We start from the raw sequence: 14,570 nt of genomic DNA, 5'->3' as shown, positions 1-14,570 counted from the left end.
GAACGAATTCCTGTACTCTTTTTTTAGTTTCCTAGCTTTCCAGCAAAATGAATAAAGACACTTGAGGTCCAAGTATGGGCAAGATCGCGCAGTCCTTCTCCTGTTTCTGCGTGGAAGTTTTCAGCGAAGCCGCTTTTTTTACAAAGATCCAGGAATTTTTGTGCTACTTCATCTGCAAGCTCCTGCTCTCCGCATTCTTCAAACGCTTCAGCAAAAAGAAGGGTCGTTGGCGCCCAGATTGGTCCTCTCCAGTACGCATCCTCTTCATAGAAAGAACTGTCAAGTGCTTCTGAAGCGATTCCCCACTTCGTTAAATACCGGTCGCTTTTTAACACATCGATCATTTTTCTTTTAGCCTTTTCAGGCAGTCGGTTCCCTAAGATAATCGACACCAGCGGAAGAATCGACTGACTTTCTATCACCTGCTGATCCTTCGTAAAACGCGCGACTGGCAGGTCATCAATCAGGAAGTATTCACAGAATTTTTCTGTGTAACGGGCAGCTTCCCCGTTCCAATGCTCCTGCTCCTGCTTGCGGTTCAGTTTGCCTGCCACAATGGAAAGCATGTCCATTGATTTGATAAGAAAAGCAGTTAAATCAGGGGAGTCGATAATATTGGCATCCCGGAACACTGTGCTGTTATCCTGCCCGGAATCATTCCCGTGATGATACTCACAAATCCCGTCCCCATTGTAATCCTTATACGAAAGGTAAAATTGGACGTGCCGTTTAATTTGAGAAAAAATCGTTTCAAGCTGCTCCGTTGAAAGGGTCATTTTCTCCATCATCTTTAAGACAAACAGCCCCTGAACCGGCGGCTTGGAGAAATTCCAGCGGATCGTTGAATCACTGATGGAGCCTGGTATTTGCCCCAACTCATCCTGATGATCAAATAGCAGCTGGATTTGATCCCACGCAAGCTGATCATCCACGCCGGCAAGCGCAAGCCCATTAAATGCATTGTCCCAGCTCCAGACACCGGGGAAATTGGCATTTGACATATACAGTGCTTTTCGTTTTAAAAGACCCTGCTCATTGACGATACAGCTCCAGTTCAGGTAAGCCGCGTCCCGTAACGTCTGTTCATATCCTGGAGGGACAGAGGGCTGCTTAGATAAAAAGTCTTCGAAATGCTTCGTGCTTTTTTCAAGTGCCGCTTCAAATGAGTACACTCTTTTTTGCGGGAGGCCGCCATGTGTCGGTACATCCTCAATCACGCAAAGAAATTCTTCCGAATCCTTCGAAGTGACTTCGATGCTTGAACGATTATCGGCTTTATTCATGCTTCCGGTTGTATCCATCGTGACATTTTGCTGCAGGCTGACCGTTCCGTTTGGAGCAAAGATCATGTACTTGGTCAGATTCTTGTAGCTATTGACGATACAGAATTCCTCATCCTTGTTTCCTAATAGATAGTTGTATTCAAAATTAAAGACGGGCTGCGTATCAAGTGTCAGTCCGACCTCTTTTCCTCTGCCTTTAACAAAAATTCTCTCAGAATCCTCAAAGCAAATGTCTACTTTTCCTTCATCGAAAATAAGGGAAATGGTAAATCCATCTGCTTGGTGGGTGTAGTCAACAGGAGTTTCGTTCACAGTAGGAATGAGTTTGAGGGCATTTTGATGCTGTTTGGATTTTCCTCGTACAGAGTTAAGGTAAACGCCTTTTTTATGAGGGGTTTCGCTATTTTGATAGGTTAGTGCCATGTAGGAACCGTAATGGCTCATTGGCGTGATGCTGATATCCAAATTAAACACTCCTTTTTAAACTTTGCTTGACATCCAATTAGAACAATTTATACTGTACTATATCGAACTTGTTTAAACAAGTTACAATTTTTGAAAGCGATTTAATGAGGAGGTCACGAGGATGGGGTTTAAAGAAAATGTAGCTGATATCGTAAAACAGATCGGCGGACCGGAAAATGTCAGCAATGCTACGCATTGTGTCACCCGGCTGCGTCTGATTCTGATAGATGAAAGCCTCGTAAATAAAAAAGCATTAGAAGAAAATGAACTGGTGAAGGGAACCTTCTCAGCAAGCGGACAGTTTCAGGTCATCATTGGTCCGGGGTTAGTTGAAAAGGTTTACAAGGAATTCATTGAACAAACTGGTGCCGGTGAAGTATCAAAGGATGATATGAAAAAAATCACCGCTAAAAACGGGAATGTCATTCAAAAGGGTGTAAGGATTCTTGCGGATATTTTCATTCCCATTTTGCCGGCGATTGTAGCAGCCGGACTTCTGTTAGGGTTAAATAATCTGCTTGCAAACCCTGGAATCTTCTATGATGAGCAATCAATCCTAGATGTACACACAGGCTGGACAGGCTTTGCGGAGTTTATCAATGTCATTGCCAATACAGCGTTTACATTTCTCCCGGTCCTAATCGCCTGGTCTGCTGCGAGAAAATTTGGCGGCAGTCCACTGCTTGGCATCGTACTCGGTCTTTTATTAGTGCATCCTTCCTTAATGTCTGCGTATGATTACGCAGGAAATCCAGGGGATGTGGAGTACTGGAATTTATTTGGCTGGGACATTGCACGAATCGGCTATCAGGGTCAGGTGCTGCCTGTTATTTTTGCGACACTGATTCTAACCTGGTCTGAAAAACAGCTGAAGCGTTTCATCCACGACAATTTACAAATGATCTTTGTTGCACCGCTTGCCTTAGTATTCACGGGTCTTCTGACATTCGGTATTGTCGGTCCAATCACGATGACAGGATCTGCGTGGATCACAGACGGTATTTTGTATCTGTTTGAAGTCTCACCTGCCTTTGCCGGCGCTGTGTACGGATTTATTTCCGGACCGCTTGTTATTACAGGAATGCACCATATTTTCTTAGGCGTTAACCTGCAAATGGCCGGTACACTGGGCTATGTGACGCTATGGCCAATCGGTGAAACCGTTACACTCGCGCAGGGTGCTGCAGCGCTCACGATGTTCTTTATTATTAAGCAAAATAAAAAGCTAAAAGGTGTGTCACTTACAGCGACGCTATCTGCCTGGCTTGGGGTTACCGAACCTGCAATTTACGGAATTAACCTGCGCTTCAGGTACCCATTTATCGCCGTTATGATCGCAAGCGCCGCCGGAAGTGCGTTTCTTGCTGCACAGGGGGTAAAAGCAACATCAGTAGGTGTAGGAGGCGTTCTATCCTTCCTATCTGTATTCCCGGAACATTGGGGCTCCTACTTCACCGGAATGGGAATCACGTTTATCCTGACAGTCGGGCTGACGTTCCTGTTCTTTAAGAGTAAGTGGTTTAAGACAACCGAGGATGCGAACATATAAATAAAGTTAAGCGACCCGGTTCCACTCTGGAACGGGTCGCTTTTTAGGGATTTTGTTACACTCTTAACATCGAAGGGATGTGTATGTACTATCCACTGCCTATTTGTTAACTGCGAATAAAGAGAAGCCTGACCGTTTTTGAGTACAGTCAGGCTTTTTTTATCGTTCGAATAGAAATCGTTCATCTTATTGTTACAAGTGTTCCTTTTTTAGGCATGCTAAAATCTCCTAAATCGCGGGGATCAGGAGATAACTTTAACTACTGCCTTCACTATTCACCCATTCTTCCTCAAGGGACGATGACCTTCACCTGCCTCACGCAGCAACCGCTCCACTGTCCCTGCATCGGCCATTACTTTCTCAACATCAAAAACCATCGGAATAAGCGATGTGCCTGGTCCCTTCAAAGGTTCTCCTCTTTGTTCAATCGCGACTCCATAAGTGATTTTAAGCATTCGGTAAAACTTCTTTTCAATCAGGGCAATATAATATTTTGGGGAATAGGTAACCGCATGGTCGTGGAGAATGTTCAGAAATTGAGGGAAGTACCCTTTTCGCTGGTAGCCTTCCTGAAGGCATAGTTTATCAATTTCCCACGTTCGGGACTGATGCTGCAAAATGTCTTCGTAAATAGAAAACTTGGATCTTTCAGGGCCCTCAACCGTGCTGTTCGGGTTGGCGGGGTCATAGGGGGTGAATTCAATTGTTCCGATCACATTTTTTGCTAAAAAGGGGAACCTGGCCTGAGCAAGCAGATTGTAGCGGACACCGTCTTTTGCGTAAGGATCGTTGACCCAGCCATTTTGTTTACATACATTCTCCCAGGTTTCCTGGAATTTTTTTTGCTGTTTCAGTGTTTTTACGATTTCAAACATTTTGAAGCCCTCCCGATTTTACTTATTATAAAAAGAGTCTGGGACATAATACTAATTTTAGAAACGTGAGGTGAGCGGAGCGGAAGGTGGCGACTCCTGCGGGATGAAGCGGGAGCTTGAGATCCACTTGCGAAGCAAGTTAGCGAAGGGCCCCGCCCCGCGGAAAGCGTCCGCCTGAAGCGGAGTGAACCGGATAAAGGAGGTTGAGACATACATTTGTCTCAACCTCCTTGCTTAAAGATTAGCTGTCGATTGGATCAGGATCTACAGGATCTGGAGGAGTTCCAGGATCTTTTGGAGGCTTTGGATTTTTCCATCCCTTCATCGTTTCGCTTACATCTAAAACGTCAAACTCAGGTTTTTTCCAAACTTTCTTCATGTATTCCACCCTCTCATTTCATAGTGTTGAGAACATATTTGTTCTATTAAAAGGAAATAATCCAAAAAATTGTTCTCAATTAAGAATTTACTGGAACCTCCAGACTTTGTCAACAAATAACTGTTATTCTTAAAATCTATTCTTTTATTCAGCTGGTGAAAGGAAATTTACCTGTTTATTATGATAATTTGTATGAATAAAACCGCCATTCTCCCGACATTTTTGACAATTGATTCGGTTAATAGAAGCAACTAGTATTTAACGTAGAACAGAATGTAAGAGGAGGCGGATCTGGTGACACATCTAAAAGGTGCTGAAGAAATAACTATTCGTGACGTTTGGGAGGCCAGGAAGCGAATTGCCTCCATTGTAAAAAAAACACCGCTGATTCATTCTGCCACTCTTTCAGAAAAAGCGGGGCGGCCGGTTCATTTAAAGCTTGAAAATGTTCAAGACATCGGAGCGTTTAAGGTGAGAGGAGCCGCTAATAAGATCTTAAGTTTAAGTGAGGACGAGAAAAGAAGAGGGGTTGCTGCGTTTTCAACCGGAAACCATGGTCTGGCTGTTTCGTATGTGGCGAAAAAGCTTGGCATTCCAGCTTTTGTCTGTATTTCAAGCCGCGTACCTAAAGCGAAGGTCGAGGCACTCCAAAGACTTGGCGCCACTCTTGAAATCGTTGGCGATAGTCAGGACGACGCGGGTGAGCGATGCTATGAGCTTGAGAGAGAGAAGGGGCTGACGGTGGTTCATCCGTTTGATGATCCTCATGTGATTACCGGTCAGGGAACCATTGGCTTGGAGCTTTTAGAGGAGCTTCCGCAGCTGAAGGATGTTGTTATTCCGCTTTCAGGAGGCGGACTGCTCTCAGGGATCGGACTTGCGCTAAAATCAACTGATCAAAACATAAGAGTCACGGGAGTTTCTATGGAAAGATCTGCTGTCATGGCTGAAAGCTTAAAAGCAGGAAAACCCTTATTAATGAAGGAAAGTGAAACACTCGCAGACAGCTTGCTTGGCGGAATTGGTCTTGATAACCAGTACACCTTTACTATGGTTAAGCGCTTCATGGATGATCTGCTGCATATTCCGGAAGAAGAGATCGCCTATAGCATGGCTTATATGATGGACAAGCATCAGCTGATCATGGAAGGTGCTGCAGCTACCGGCATCGCTGCAGTTCTGGGAGAAAAGCTTCCTCATCAGGACGGGGACATCGCAGTGATTATTAGCGGCAGCAATGTGGATCTGTCAGCGCTTCTCCCCCTGCTTCGTACGTATTTTCGAAATAAATGAATTTTTAATTATTAAATTAAATATTTATTCATTCGCTAAAAAATTCTTTTAATACGTCATTCAATTTTCATATGAAGTGACAATTATCTCTCTTCCCCTTCATTAACCGACAGGAAACGCTTCCTTATCAGTTTTTTATTGTCGATTCCCCCTGTTTTTTTACGAAATTGGTCCTTCGCGATCATCCGTACACTTTAATGTGTTTTAAAAACCGGACTACAAAAAATCTATATAAATTGTATAATGGATGATATAAAAATGAATAGAATGGAAGGATCAGTCTGTTTCTTCTATTTTATTCTGCTTAGCAGGGATGGGGGGACGAGCATGAGAGTAACCATCGAGAGTGTTTTAGGCTACGAGATTATGGAAAACGCCAAAATCATTACAGGAAAAGAGGAAGCCAAAAACAGAGTTGTGCAATGGATCTCCGTCATTGAGATGCCTGTTGAAAATTTCGTTCGTAAAAATGAGGTAGTCTTAACAACAGCGATGGGATGCGATGACGAAGGTGCTTTCAAATCGTTTGTTCAGGATATTATTAACTCTGAAGCCTCTGCTTTAATGGTTGCGCTTGGGAGATACATTTACGATATCCCCAAAGAGGTTATTGAGCTTGCGAAGAAATTTAATTTTACGATTATAGAACTTCCCTGGGAAATTCGTTTTGCCAATATTATTGAAGAAGTGATGAAAGAGATCAACGATATTCACTATAAAGAGCGGGAACGGTCTGAGAAGGTCCAGCAGGAGCTGCTAAATCTGATCCTGAAGGAAAAGGATTTGACTCATATTTCAAAGTTTATCCAAAGACAGATTAACTGCTCTGTTATTATTACGGACCGGTCCGGCTCAATTCAGGAAAAAGCCTCGCACTCCCAGAAATTTATCGCCCAATGGAAGAGCTATATTCTTCAGGGACTCCTCCCTTCCAGAAACGATTCCTCCCCTTTAACACGTGATCCAATGTTCCAGAAGTTTCAAATGATTGAAGTAGAAAACCAAACCATTTTGCAGCTTCCCGTCTTAAAGGTGCTTGGAGATCCGCAGGGGTATTTGTTTGTGATGGTTCCCGCCAATACGTCTGTAAACGATTTTTTAACCCAGTTTTGTGTGAATGTGCTTGAGCATTCCGCCACAACGATTGCGCTTTGGCTTTCAAGAAAAAATGCCATCGAGGAAACTAAGATGCGTCTTCGAAGCGATTTTGTACAGGAGCTTGCTAAGGGAGCGTTTGTTTCAGATGAGCAGGCTTACACGCGGGCGAAATTACTTGGGTATAATTTAAAGCTGCCTTATGTTTGTGTGGCAGGCATGCCTGAGAATTTAAAGGAACTGTTTGAAAAGCAGCATCAAAGCGTTCATTCCTATGAGCAATGGCTCGAGAACATGCTTTTATATATAGAAGAAGAAGTTTTTTACGCTGCCCAGTCGCTGAAGAGGGAGGTAATGATGACCTTTCAGGGAGTGCAGCTGATGATTTTTATTGAGGTTTCCGCTGAAAATGAAATGGAAAATGCGGCAGATTTCCTTAATGTCATTGAACGGCGGCTTGGGAACCTTCCGCCTGAGGTGATCATTTCGTGGGGGATTGGAGGCTGCCATGAAGGATTTATCGGGCTTAAAGAAAGCTGTGAAAATGCTGTGACTGCTTTAGCGATCGGCCGGCGCAAAAAAGGAAAAGGGTATAAAATGCTGTATGAAAACACAAGGGTTGAACGTGTGCTTTTGACACTTGCTCAAAATGAGGAAATGAAGGAGGTCATCATGTCAACGATCCAGCCGCTTATTAAGTACGATGAACAGCGCAATATGGATTTGATCGGGACCTTCAGTGCCTACAATCAATACAACGGAAATGTAAGCCAGACAGCCAGATCCCTGAATTTACACCGACAGTCGCTTTTGTACCGGCTGAGAAAAATTGAATCGTTGACAGGGCTTTCGCTTATTGAGCCGGATGATTTGTTTTTACTGGACCTAAGCGTGAAGACCTGGAAAATGGGTGTGTCCGATAAAATAGTGTAAGAGAGAACGTACATCATTTAGCGAAACCGCCAGGAAAATCCATCTGTACTGGATCTTCCTGGCGGTTTTACTATATGTAAAAGGGTTTAGCTAAATTGACTACAAAATTATTTGAATATTCATACATTTTAGCAGATGATAGATTTTCTGACATGGATTTATAATGGCTGTAACCTTCCAAAAAAATGAAAGGGAAGGATTAGAAGCAAAACAGGGAGTGATGGTCCAATGTTTTTTGCAACGGCAGAGTATAAAGAGAGAATCCGCAAAACAAAGGAGAGAATGGCTGCCAGGGGAATTGACGTGCTTCTGATTACGGACCCGGCGAATATGAACTATTTATCCGGGTATGACGGATGGTCTTTTTATGTGCATCAAATGCTTGTGGTCATTAATGATGAGGATCAGCCAATCTGGATTGGCAGAGAGCAGGATTCAAACGGGGCAAAGCTGACAAGCTGGCTTTATCACGAAAATATCATTCCTTACCCTGAAAGCTACGTTCAGACGGATCAAAGGCATCCGATGGACTTTGTCGCTGAAATTTTAAGGCAGATCGGTCAGGATAAGCGGTCGATCGGTGTGGAGATGGAGAATTATTATTTCACCGCAAAATGCTACGAGAGGCTGAAAAAAGGCTTGCCTAATGCAGTATTTCACGATGCCACTCTTTTAGTGAATTGGGTCCGGCTTGTGAAATCGAGTACTGAAATCGAGTACATGAAGCGCGCTGCATTATTTGTGGAAAAAGCGATGCTCGATGGCATTGAAATTATTAATGAAGGTGTACGTGAATGTGATGTCGCAGCGAAGGTTCTCCATACCCAAATAACAGGAACAGAAGCATTTGGCGGTGATTATCCTGCTATAATGCCGCTGCTGCCTTCCGGTGAGAAAACCTCGACACCGCACTTAACATGGACAGATGAGCGCTATAAACACGGAGACACGGTAATCCTTGAATTAGCCGGGTGCTATAAACGCTATCACTCACCGCTTGCAAGAACGGTAAATATCGGGAAGCCGTCTCCTCAAATGGAGCATCTTTCAAAAGTAGTGGTTGAAGGCTTAAATGCCTGCCTCGATATGATTAAGCCGGGGATCGCCTGTGAAGAGATTGAGGAAGCCTGGAAAAAATCTATTGAAAAAAGCGTAATCACTAAGGACTCGCGGCTTGGTTATCCAACGGGACTCAACTATCCGCCTGACTGGGGCGAGCACACCGCAAGCATTCGAAAAGGGGATAAAACGATTCTGCAGCCTAATATGACCTTCCACCTCATCCCTGGCATTTGGCTGGATCATTACGGCTTTGAAGCGAGTGAATCGATTCGCATTACAGAAACAGGGTGCGAAACCTTTGCGGTGCTTCCGCGTGAATTATTCATTAAGGACGGCATGTCAAATAAGTTAACAGGATGACGGGAGGTTGGTAATCTCATGCTTATTGTGATAGAGCAGGAGCTGAAGCACTATGTGAAATTAAATCATGAAGCACTAAACATCGTGGAGGACGGGTTTTCAAGGCTGGCAAAAAATGAAGCCGTCATGCCTCCGATTATGCGTGTGGATGTTCATGATCAAAATGGCGAAGTGGACGTAAAAACCGCCTACGTTATAGGAAAAGACATGTTTGCGATAAAGGTATCATCTGGATTTTTTAATAATCACGAGCTTGGGCTCCCAAGCGGGAATGGACTGATGCTTTTAATTAGCACGAAAACGGGGGTACCTCAGGCCATCCTATTAGACAATGGTTATTTAACAGAGGTGCGAACGGCAGCAGCAGGGGCCATTGCCGCAAACCTTCTTGCTAAAAAAAAGATCGAAACAGCAGGCGTGATCGGAGCCGGAAGCCAGGCGCGATACCAGATAAGGGCCTTAAAGCTCGTTCGGGATTTTAAAAAGGTTCTTGTGTATGCCCGTTCCGCTGACCGGGCCAAAAAATACGCAGAGGCTATGGAACAGGAGCTGGGTATTGATGTCCAGGTGGCAGAAAGCGCAGAGGAGGTCGTACGGGGCAGCGATGCTGTCATCACGACAACCCCTTCAACAGAGCCGCTTATTAAAGCGAAATGGCTGCATCCGGGACTTCATATCACCGCCATGGGCTCGGATGCTGAGCATAAGCAGGAGCTTGAAGGCGAAGTGCTTGCCCGGGCCGATAAGCTTGTATGTGATACGAAGGCGCAATGTGCAAGGCTTGGCGAGCTGCATCACGCATTAAAAACCGGTGCTGTAACAGAAGCGACCCCCGTTATTGAGCTCGGTCAGCTGACATCAGGTGAGATGGCCGGCCGGGACAATGAGGAGCAGATTACGGTATGTGATTTAACCGGTACAGGCGTTCAGGATACAGCAATTGCCCTGTACGCCTACGACGAAATGGTCAAGCGGAATTCAGGTGTAAATGTAGAGAATAAATCTTTATCACTAAAAAACGGATGAGGAGTGGTCAGATGACAGGCAACAGCATTAAAGCAGGAACAAAGGCAGTATGGGCAGGAGAAAAAGAATACCTGGCGCATGGAGCCACACAGGTGCCGGTCGTTTTGAGTGTTGCCTACGGCTATGACGATATGGACGAATGGTACGATGTAGCAATTGGAAAGAAAAAAGGCCATATTTACGGGCGAAATACCAATCCTACTGTTCAGGCTTTTGAGGATAAAGTGAAAATTATGGAGGAGGCAGAGGCAGCCACAAGCTTTTCTACGGGAATGGCTGCCATAAGCAATACCCTCGCCACTTTTCTGCTGCCGGGGGATCGAATCGTCTCCATAAAGGATACGTACGGCGGAACAAATAAAATTTTCACCGAGTTTTTACCCCGCCAGCAAATTGAGGTAGCTCTTTGTGAGACAGGCAATCACGAAGCAATTGAAGAAGAAGTGGCAAAGGGCTGTAAGATCCTGTACCTCGAAACGCCAACCAACCCAACTGTGAAAATCACAGATATTGAGCGGATGGCAAAAGCCGGACACGAGGCAGGAGCGCTCGTCATTGTCGATAACACATTCGGGACACCGATCAATCAAAACCCGCTTTTACTCGGGGCTGACCTGGTCATCCACAGCGCGACTAAGTTCCTTGGCGGACACGCGGATGCATTGGGCGGTGTTGTATGCGGGGCAGAGGAGCTTGTAGAAAAAATCTACCATTATCGCGAAATTAACGGGGCCACAATGGATCCAATGGCGGCGTATCTGACCCTTCGCGGCATGAAGACCCTTCATTTGCGCGTGCGCCAGCAGGGAAAAAATGCGATGGCACTTGCTAAATACCTGCAAACAAAAGAACTTGTTGAGGCGGTTTATTACCCGGGTCTTGAAACCCATTCGAATCATGATATTGCCAAAAAACAGATGAAGGATTTTGGCGGCATGCTGAGCTTCGCTGTTAAGGGTGGAGTAGACACAGTCAGAGACCTGCTCCCTAAGCTTGAATACGCAAACCGGGCAGCAAATCTTGGTGCGGTTGAAACGACAGTCGGTCCTGCCCGTACGACAAGTCATGTGGAGTGCACTCCTGAGGAGCGCGCAGCGATGGGAATTCCTGAAGGGCTGATCCGCGTATCATGCGGAATTGAAGATATTGAGGATATACTGGCTGACTTTGAGCAGGCGTTTAATCATATCAACAGCGCTTTAGAGGTGTAATGGATACGTTTAGACAAGAGGTGAACGATAAATGCCAAATGATCATCCGATCAAACATCAGGCAGACCAATTAGCCTCTCAGCTAAAAGAATGGCGGCGCACACTTCACCAATGTCCGGAGCTCAGCTTTCAGGAATATGAAACAGCACGCATTATTGCTGGTGCTTTGGAAAAAATGGACGGGGTGAACGTCGAAAGAGGAATCGGTCTGGAAACAAGCGTTGTCGGGACCTTAACCTCAGGGGAAGGACCGGTAATAGCGATCAGAGCGGATATTGATGCCCTCCCGATCAACGAAGAAAACGCCATCAGCTACCGCTCAAGAAATAACGGCATTATGCATGCCTGCGGACATGATGCTCACGCTGCGATTTTGCTTGGAGTGGCGGCAATCCTTTCTAAAGCCTTTAAAAAGGGTGAAATCAAAGGAACAGTGAAATTTGTCTTTCAGCCTGCAGAGGAAAAAACAGATGAGAAGGGTCTTTCCGGCTCTCCTTATCTCCTGCAGGCAGGTGTTTATAACGGGGTGGAGGCGGCAATTGCGCTTCATATGTGTCCCTGGCTTCCTGTTGGCCAGGCTCAGGTAAATGACGGATTCAGTATGGCAAATGTAGATGTGTTTGAAGGAAAAATCTTTGGAACAGGCGGACATGGAGCCTATCCGGAGCTTGGAACAGATCCGATCTGGATGCTTGGCCCTGTGATGCAGGCTATTCACGGAATCGTTGCGCGAAAGATATCAGCACTTGACTCAGCGGTTGTGAGCATCGGACAAATTCATGCCGGAACAGCAAGTAATATTATCCCGACCGAGGTTTTAATCGAAGGCACTCTCCGCAGCTACTCCCCGGAGGTCCGGCATTTACTTGAAGTAGAAATAAGGAATGCCTTTTCAATCGTTCACCATCTTGGGGGAGATTTTTCATTGACGATGAAACGTGGAGAACCAGCCCTTAATAATAGCGCGCTGGTTAACAGATGGTTAACAGAAACGATGCTTGAGCTTTATCCCGGATTTCATCTTACAAATCGTGCATTTGGATTAGGTGGAGAAGACTTTGGCTATGTGACGCAGAAGCTTCCCGGTGCCATGTTTTTTCTTGGCTGTGCGCGGCAGGATGGTCTTCAACGGGATTTACATACACCCATTTTTGATATCAATGAAGACTGTCTTCCAATTGGGACAGCGGTTCTCTCACAAACGGCAATTAAATGTTTAAAGCGGGAATTCTCCCTGCATCGTGATTTGGCGGAGTAAAGCAATCAGTGCTTGGGCATGAAGGAATCAAATTTTCCATTCAGGAAATGACAGAGCCAAAGATGGATTGCTCCAACTTATTAAATTAAACAGAAGGCATTCTGCCAGGAGGGAAAAAGCTGTTGTCTGCGCTTTTTTCTTCCGGCCTCATTTAATTTCTATTTATTTAAGACTCGTAATCTATGAAGCGACTAAGAGAAAAAATAGATTAATAGGGGGACATGTAATGAAAGAAAAGCCTGAGAAAGCGTCGTTTACCAATACAGTTTTTATCGTATCGGCAGTAATTATTGGCTTATTCACCATTTGGGGGGCATTTTCTCCTGCCAGTCTCGCAAACTACGCCGGAGTGGTTTTTAATTTTACGAGTAATGCCTTCGGTTGGTTTTATTTATTTAGTGTAGCCATCTTCGTTTTCTTCTGCTTGTATTTGGCCTTTAGTAAATATGGAAGCATCAGGCTTGGCAAAGACAATGAAAAAGCGGAATTCTCCTTATTTTCATGGATTAGTATGTTATTCAGTGCAGGCTTTGGGGTCGGGATCGTGTTTTGGGGTGTTGCCGAGCCGCTCACTCATTTTGCTGTCCCGCCGCTTGAGGGTGTGGAGCCCCAGTCGGCAGAAGCTGCCCGGGTTGCGATGCGCTATTCATTTTTTAACTGGGGGATTCATCAGTGGTCTGTTTTTGCAATCGTCGGGTTAGCACTTTCTTACTTTCAATATCGTCATAAACAAAAAGGGCTGATCAGTGAAACGCTTGAAAGCGTCATGCCTAAAAGAGGACGAAGTACATTAAAGGTTTCCGTTAGTATTCTTGCGGTAATTGCTACAGTCATCGGCGTGTCCACTTCCGTTGGCATGGGCATTATGCAGATTAATGGGGGGTTAAACTATGTTTTTGCAACTCCCAATAATGCCTGGATGCAAATTGCGATTGTCGGTATCATTATGGTGCTTTACCTGATTTCTTCTACTACCGGAATTAATAAAGGAATAAAATTTTTGAGTCTTACGAATATGCTTCTCGTTGCCATTTTAATGGTTGTTTTTCTCATTAGCGGACCGACTGTTTTTATTTTGGAGAGTTTTGTGCTTGGAATCGGGGATTACGTTCAGAACTTCGTGGAAATGAGCTTTTTCCTAACGCCTTACACAGGAGATGCATGGGTTCATAATTGGACCGTATTTTACTGGGCCTGGGTTATTGCCTGGTCTCCATTTGTCGGCTCGTTTGTTGCACGTATTTCAAAAGGCAGAACGATCCGTGAATTTATCCTTGGTGTCATGATTGTGCCGCCGGTGATTGCATTTATTTGGATGGCCATTTTTGGAGGAACCGGCCTGTACATGGACTTATTTACGGGTACCGCGATTTCAGAGGCGGTTTCACAGGATACAACAACTGCTGTCTTTGTTTTATTGCAGGAATTTCCTTTCTACACATTATTATCTGTTATCATGATTATTCTTATTGTGATCTTCCTTGTCACGTCAGCTGACTCAGCCGTCTTTGTTCTTGGCATGATGTCATCAGATGGAAGTCAGAATCCTTCTAATACGGTCAAAATCATCTGGGGGGTATTAATGGCCGCCATCACAGCTGTTTTAATCGTAAGCAGCGGATTGCAGGGTCTGCAGACCGCATCCTTAGTATCAGCACTTCCTTTTACCTTCATCTTAATTTTCATCAGCGTTTCACTCATGAAGGCATTGAACAGGGACAGGCAGCAGAAAATTGAAAATATCAGCTCTATGCAGAGGAAAGCACAGTAATTAAAAAAGC

At 44.8% G+C, this 14,570-nt stretch carries 11 protein-coding genes; 8 read left to right on the top strand and 3 right to left on the bottom strand.

Annotated features, from left to right (window positions below; translation table 11 throughout):
* Positions 1-23: 23 nt before the first annotated feature.
* On the bottom strand, positions 24-1,748 hold the full coding sequence (locus C4B60_RS16445; protein WP_104059122.1) for an amylo-alpha-1,6-glucosidase: 1,725 nt from the start codon (positions 1,746-1,748) through the stop codon (positions 24-26).
* A gap of 121 nt (positions 1,749-1,869) precedes the next feature.
* Here C4B60_RS16445 and C4B60_RS16440 point away from each other — a divergent pair, with 121 nt between their 5' ends.
* Complete coding sequence (locus tag C4B60_RS16440; RefSeq protein WP_104059121.1) at positions 1,870-3,297, top strand: PTS transporter subunit EIIC; 1,428 nt, start codon at positions 1,870-1,872, stop codon at positions 3,295-3,297.
* Between the two features lie 275 nt (positions 3,298-3,572).
* On the opposite strand, the gene C4B60_RS16435 is transcribed toward C4B60_RS16440, so the two are convergent.
* Positions 3,573-4,172: a hypothetical protein gene (locus C4B60_RS16435; RefSeq protein ID WP_104059120.1), complete on the bottom strand. Its 600-nt coding sequence runs from the start codon at positions 4,170-4,172 to the stop codon at positions 3,573-3,575.
* A gap of 241 nt (positions 4,173-4,413) precedes the next feature.
* Positions 4,414-4,551: a paeninodin family lasso peptide gene (locus C4B60_RS21280; RefSeq protein ID WP_135122134.1), complete on the bottom strand. Its 138-nt coding sequence runs from the start codon at positions 4,549-4,551 to the stop codon at positions 4,414-4,416.
* A 294-nt stretch (positions 4,552-4,845) separates the two neighbouring features.
* Here C4B60_RS21280 and eutB point away from each other — a divergent pair, with 294 nt between their 5' ends.
* From eutB to C4B60_RS16400, 7 genes are all read left to right on the top strand, one after another.
* The gene (eutB, locus tag C4B60_RS16430) at positions 4,846-5,844 is read left to right on the top strand and encodes a hydroxyectoine utilization dehydratase EutB (protein ID WP_104059119.1); all 999 of its coding nucleotides are present in this window, start codon (positions 4,846-4,848) and stop codon (positions 5,842-5,844) included.
* A 327-nt stretch (positions 5,845-6,171) separates the two neighbouring features.
* Entirely contained in the window at positions 6,172-7,872 is a 1,701-nt protein-coding gene (locus C4B60_RS16425) for a PucR family transcriptional regulator (RefSeq protein ID WP_104059118.1), read from the top strand.
* Positions 7,873-8,100: 228 nt separating this feature from the next.
* Positions 8,101-9,294, top strand: a complete 1,194-nt coding sequence (locus C4B60_RS16420; protein WP_104059117.1) for a M24 family metallopeptidase — start codon at positions 8,101-8,103, stop codon at positions 9,292-9,294.
* Positions 9,295-9,312: 18 nt separating this feature from the next.
* Positions 9,313-10,320, top strand: a complete 1,008-nt coding sequence (locus C4B60_RS16415) for a cyclodeaminase (protein ID WP_104059116.1) — start codon at positions 9,313-9,315, stop codon at positions 10,318-10,320.
* Between the two features lie 11 nt (positions 10,321-10,331).
* Positions 10,332-11,531 (top strand): cystathionine gamma-synthase family protein, encoded by a 1,200-nt coding sequence (locus C4B60_RS16410; protein WP_104059115.1) that lies wholly within the window; start codon positions 10,332-10,334, stop codon positions 11,529-11,531.
* 31 nt (positions 11,532-11,562) lie between these two features.
* Positions 11,563-12,789, top strand: a complete 1,227-nt coding sequence (locus C4B60_RS16405) for a M20 metallopeptidase family protein (protein ID WP_104059114.1) — start codon at positions 11,563-11,565, stop codon at positions 12,787-12,789.
* Positions 12,790-13,015: 226 nt separating this feature from the next.
* The gene (locus tag C4B60_RS16400) at positions 13,016-14,560 is read left to right on the top strand and encodes a BCCT family transporter (RefSeq protein ID WP_104059113.1); all 1,545 of its coding nucleotides are present in this window, start codon (positions 13,016-13,018) and stop codon (positions 14,558-14,560) included.
* The last annotated feature ends 10 nt before the right edge of the window (positions 14,561-14,570 follow it).

Source organism: Jeotgalibacillus proteolyticus, from assembly GCF_002926065.1.
In the GTDB taxonomy this organism is placed as follows: Bacteria; Bacillota; Bacilli; order Bacillales; family Jeotgalibacillaceae; genus Jeotgalibacillus; species Jeotgalibacillus proteolyticus.
This window is presented reverse-complemented; position numbering and strand designations above follow the sequence as displayed.

Bases quoted from the DNA above. Each gene is read 5' to 3' on its own strand.
- C4B60_RS16400 (WP_104059113.1), top strand. From the start codon at position 13,016: ATGAAAGAAAAGCCTGAGAAAGCGTCGTTTACCAATACAGTTTTTATC.
- C4B60_RS16405 (WP_104059114.1), top strand. From the start codon at position 11,563: ATGCCAAATGATCATCCGATCAAACATCAGGCAGACCAATTAGCCTCT.
- C4B60_RS16415 (WP_104059116.1), top strand. From the start codon at position 9,313: ATGCTTATTGTGATAGAGCAGGAGCTGAAGCACTATGTGAAATTAAAT.
- C4B60_RS21280 (WP_135122134.1), bottom strand. From the start codon at position 4,551: ATGAAGAAAGTTTGGAAAAAACCTGAGTTTGACGTTTTAGATGTAAGC.
- C4B60_RS16420 (WP_104059117.1), top strand. From the start codon at position 8,101: ATGTTTTTTGCAACGGCAGAGTATAAAGAGAGAATCCGCAAAACAAAG.
- C4B60_RS16440 (WP_104059121.1), top strand. From the start codon at position 1,870: ATGGGGTTTAAAGAAAATGTAGCTGATATCGTAAAACAGATCGGCGGA.
- C4B60_RS16410 (WP_104059115.1), top strand. From the start codon at position 10,332: ATGACAGGCAACAGCATTAAAGCAGGAACAAAGGCAGTATGGGCAGGA.
- C4B60_RS16425 (WP_104059118.1), top strand. From the start codon at position 6,172: ATGAGAGTAACCATCGAGAGTGTTTTAGGCTACGAGATTATGGAAAAC.
- C4B60_RS16435 (WP_104059120.1), bottom strand. From the start codon at position 4,172: ATGTTTGAAATCGTAAAAACACTGAAACAGCAAAAAAAATTCCAGGAA.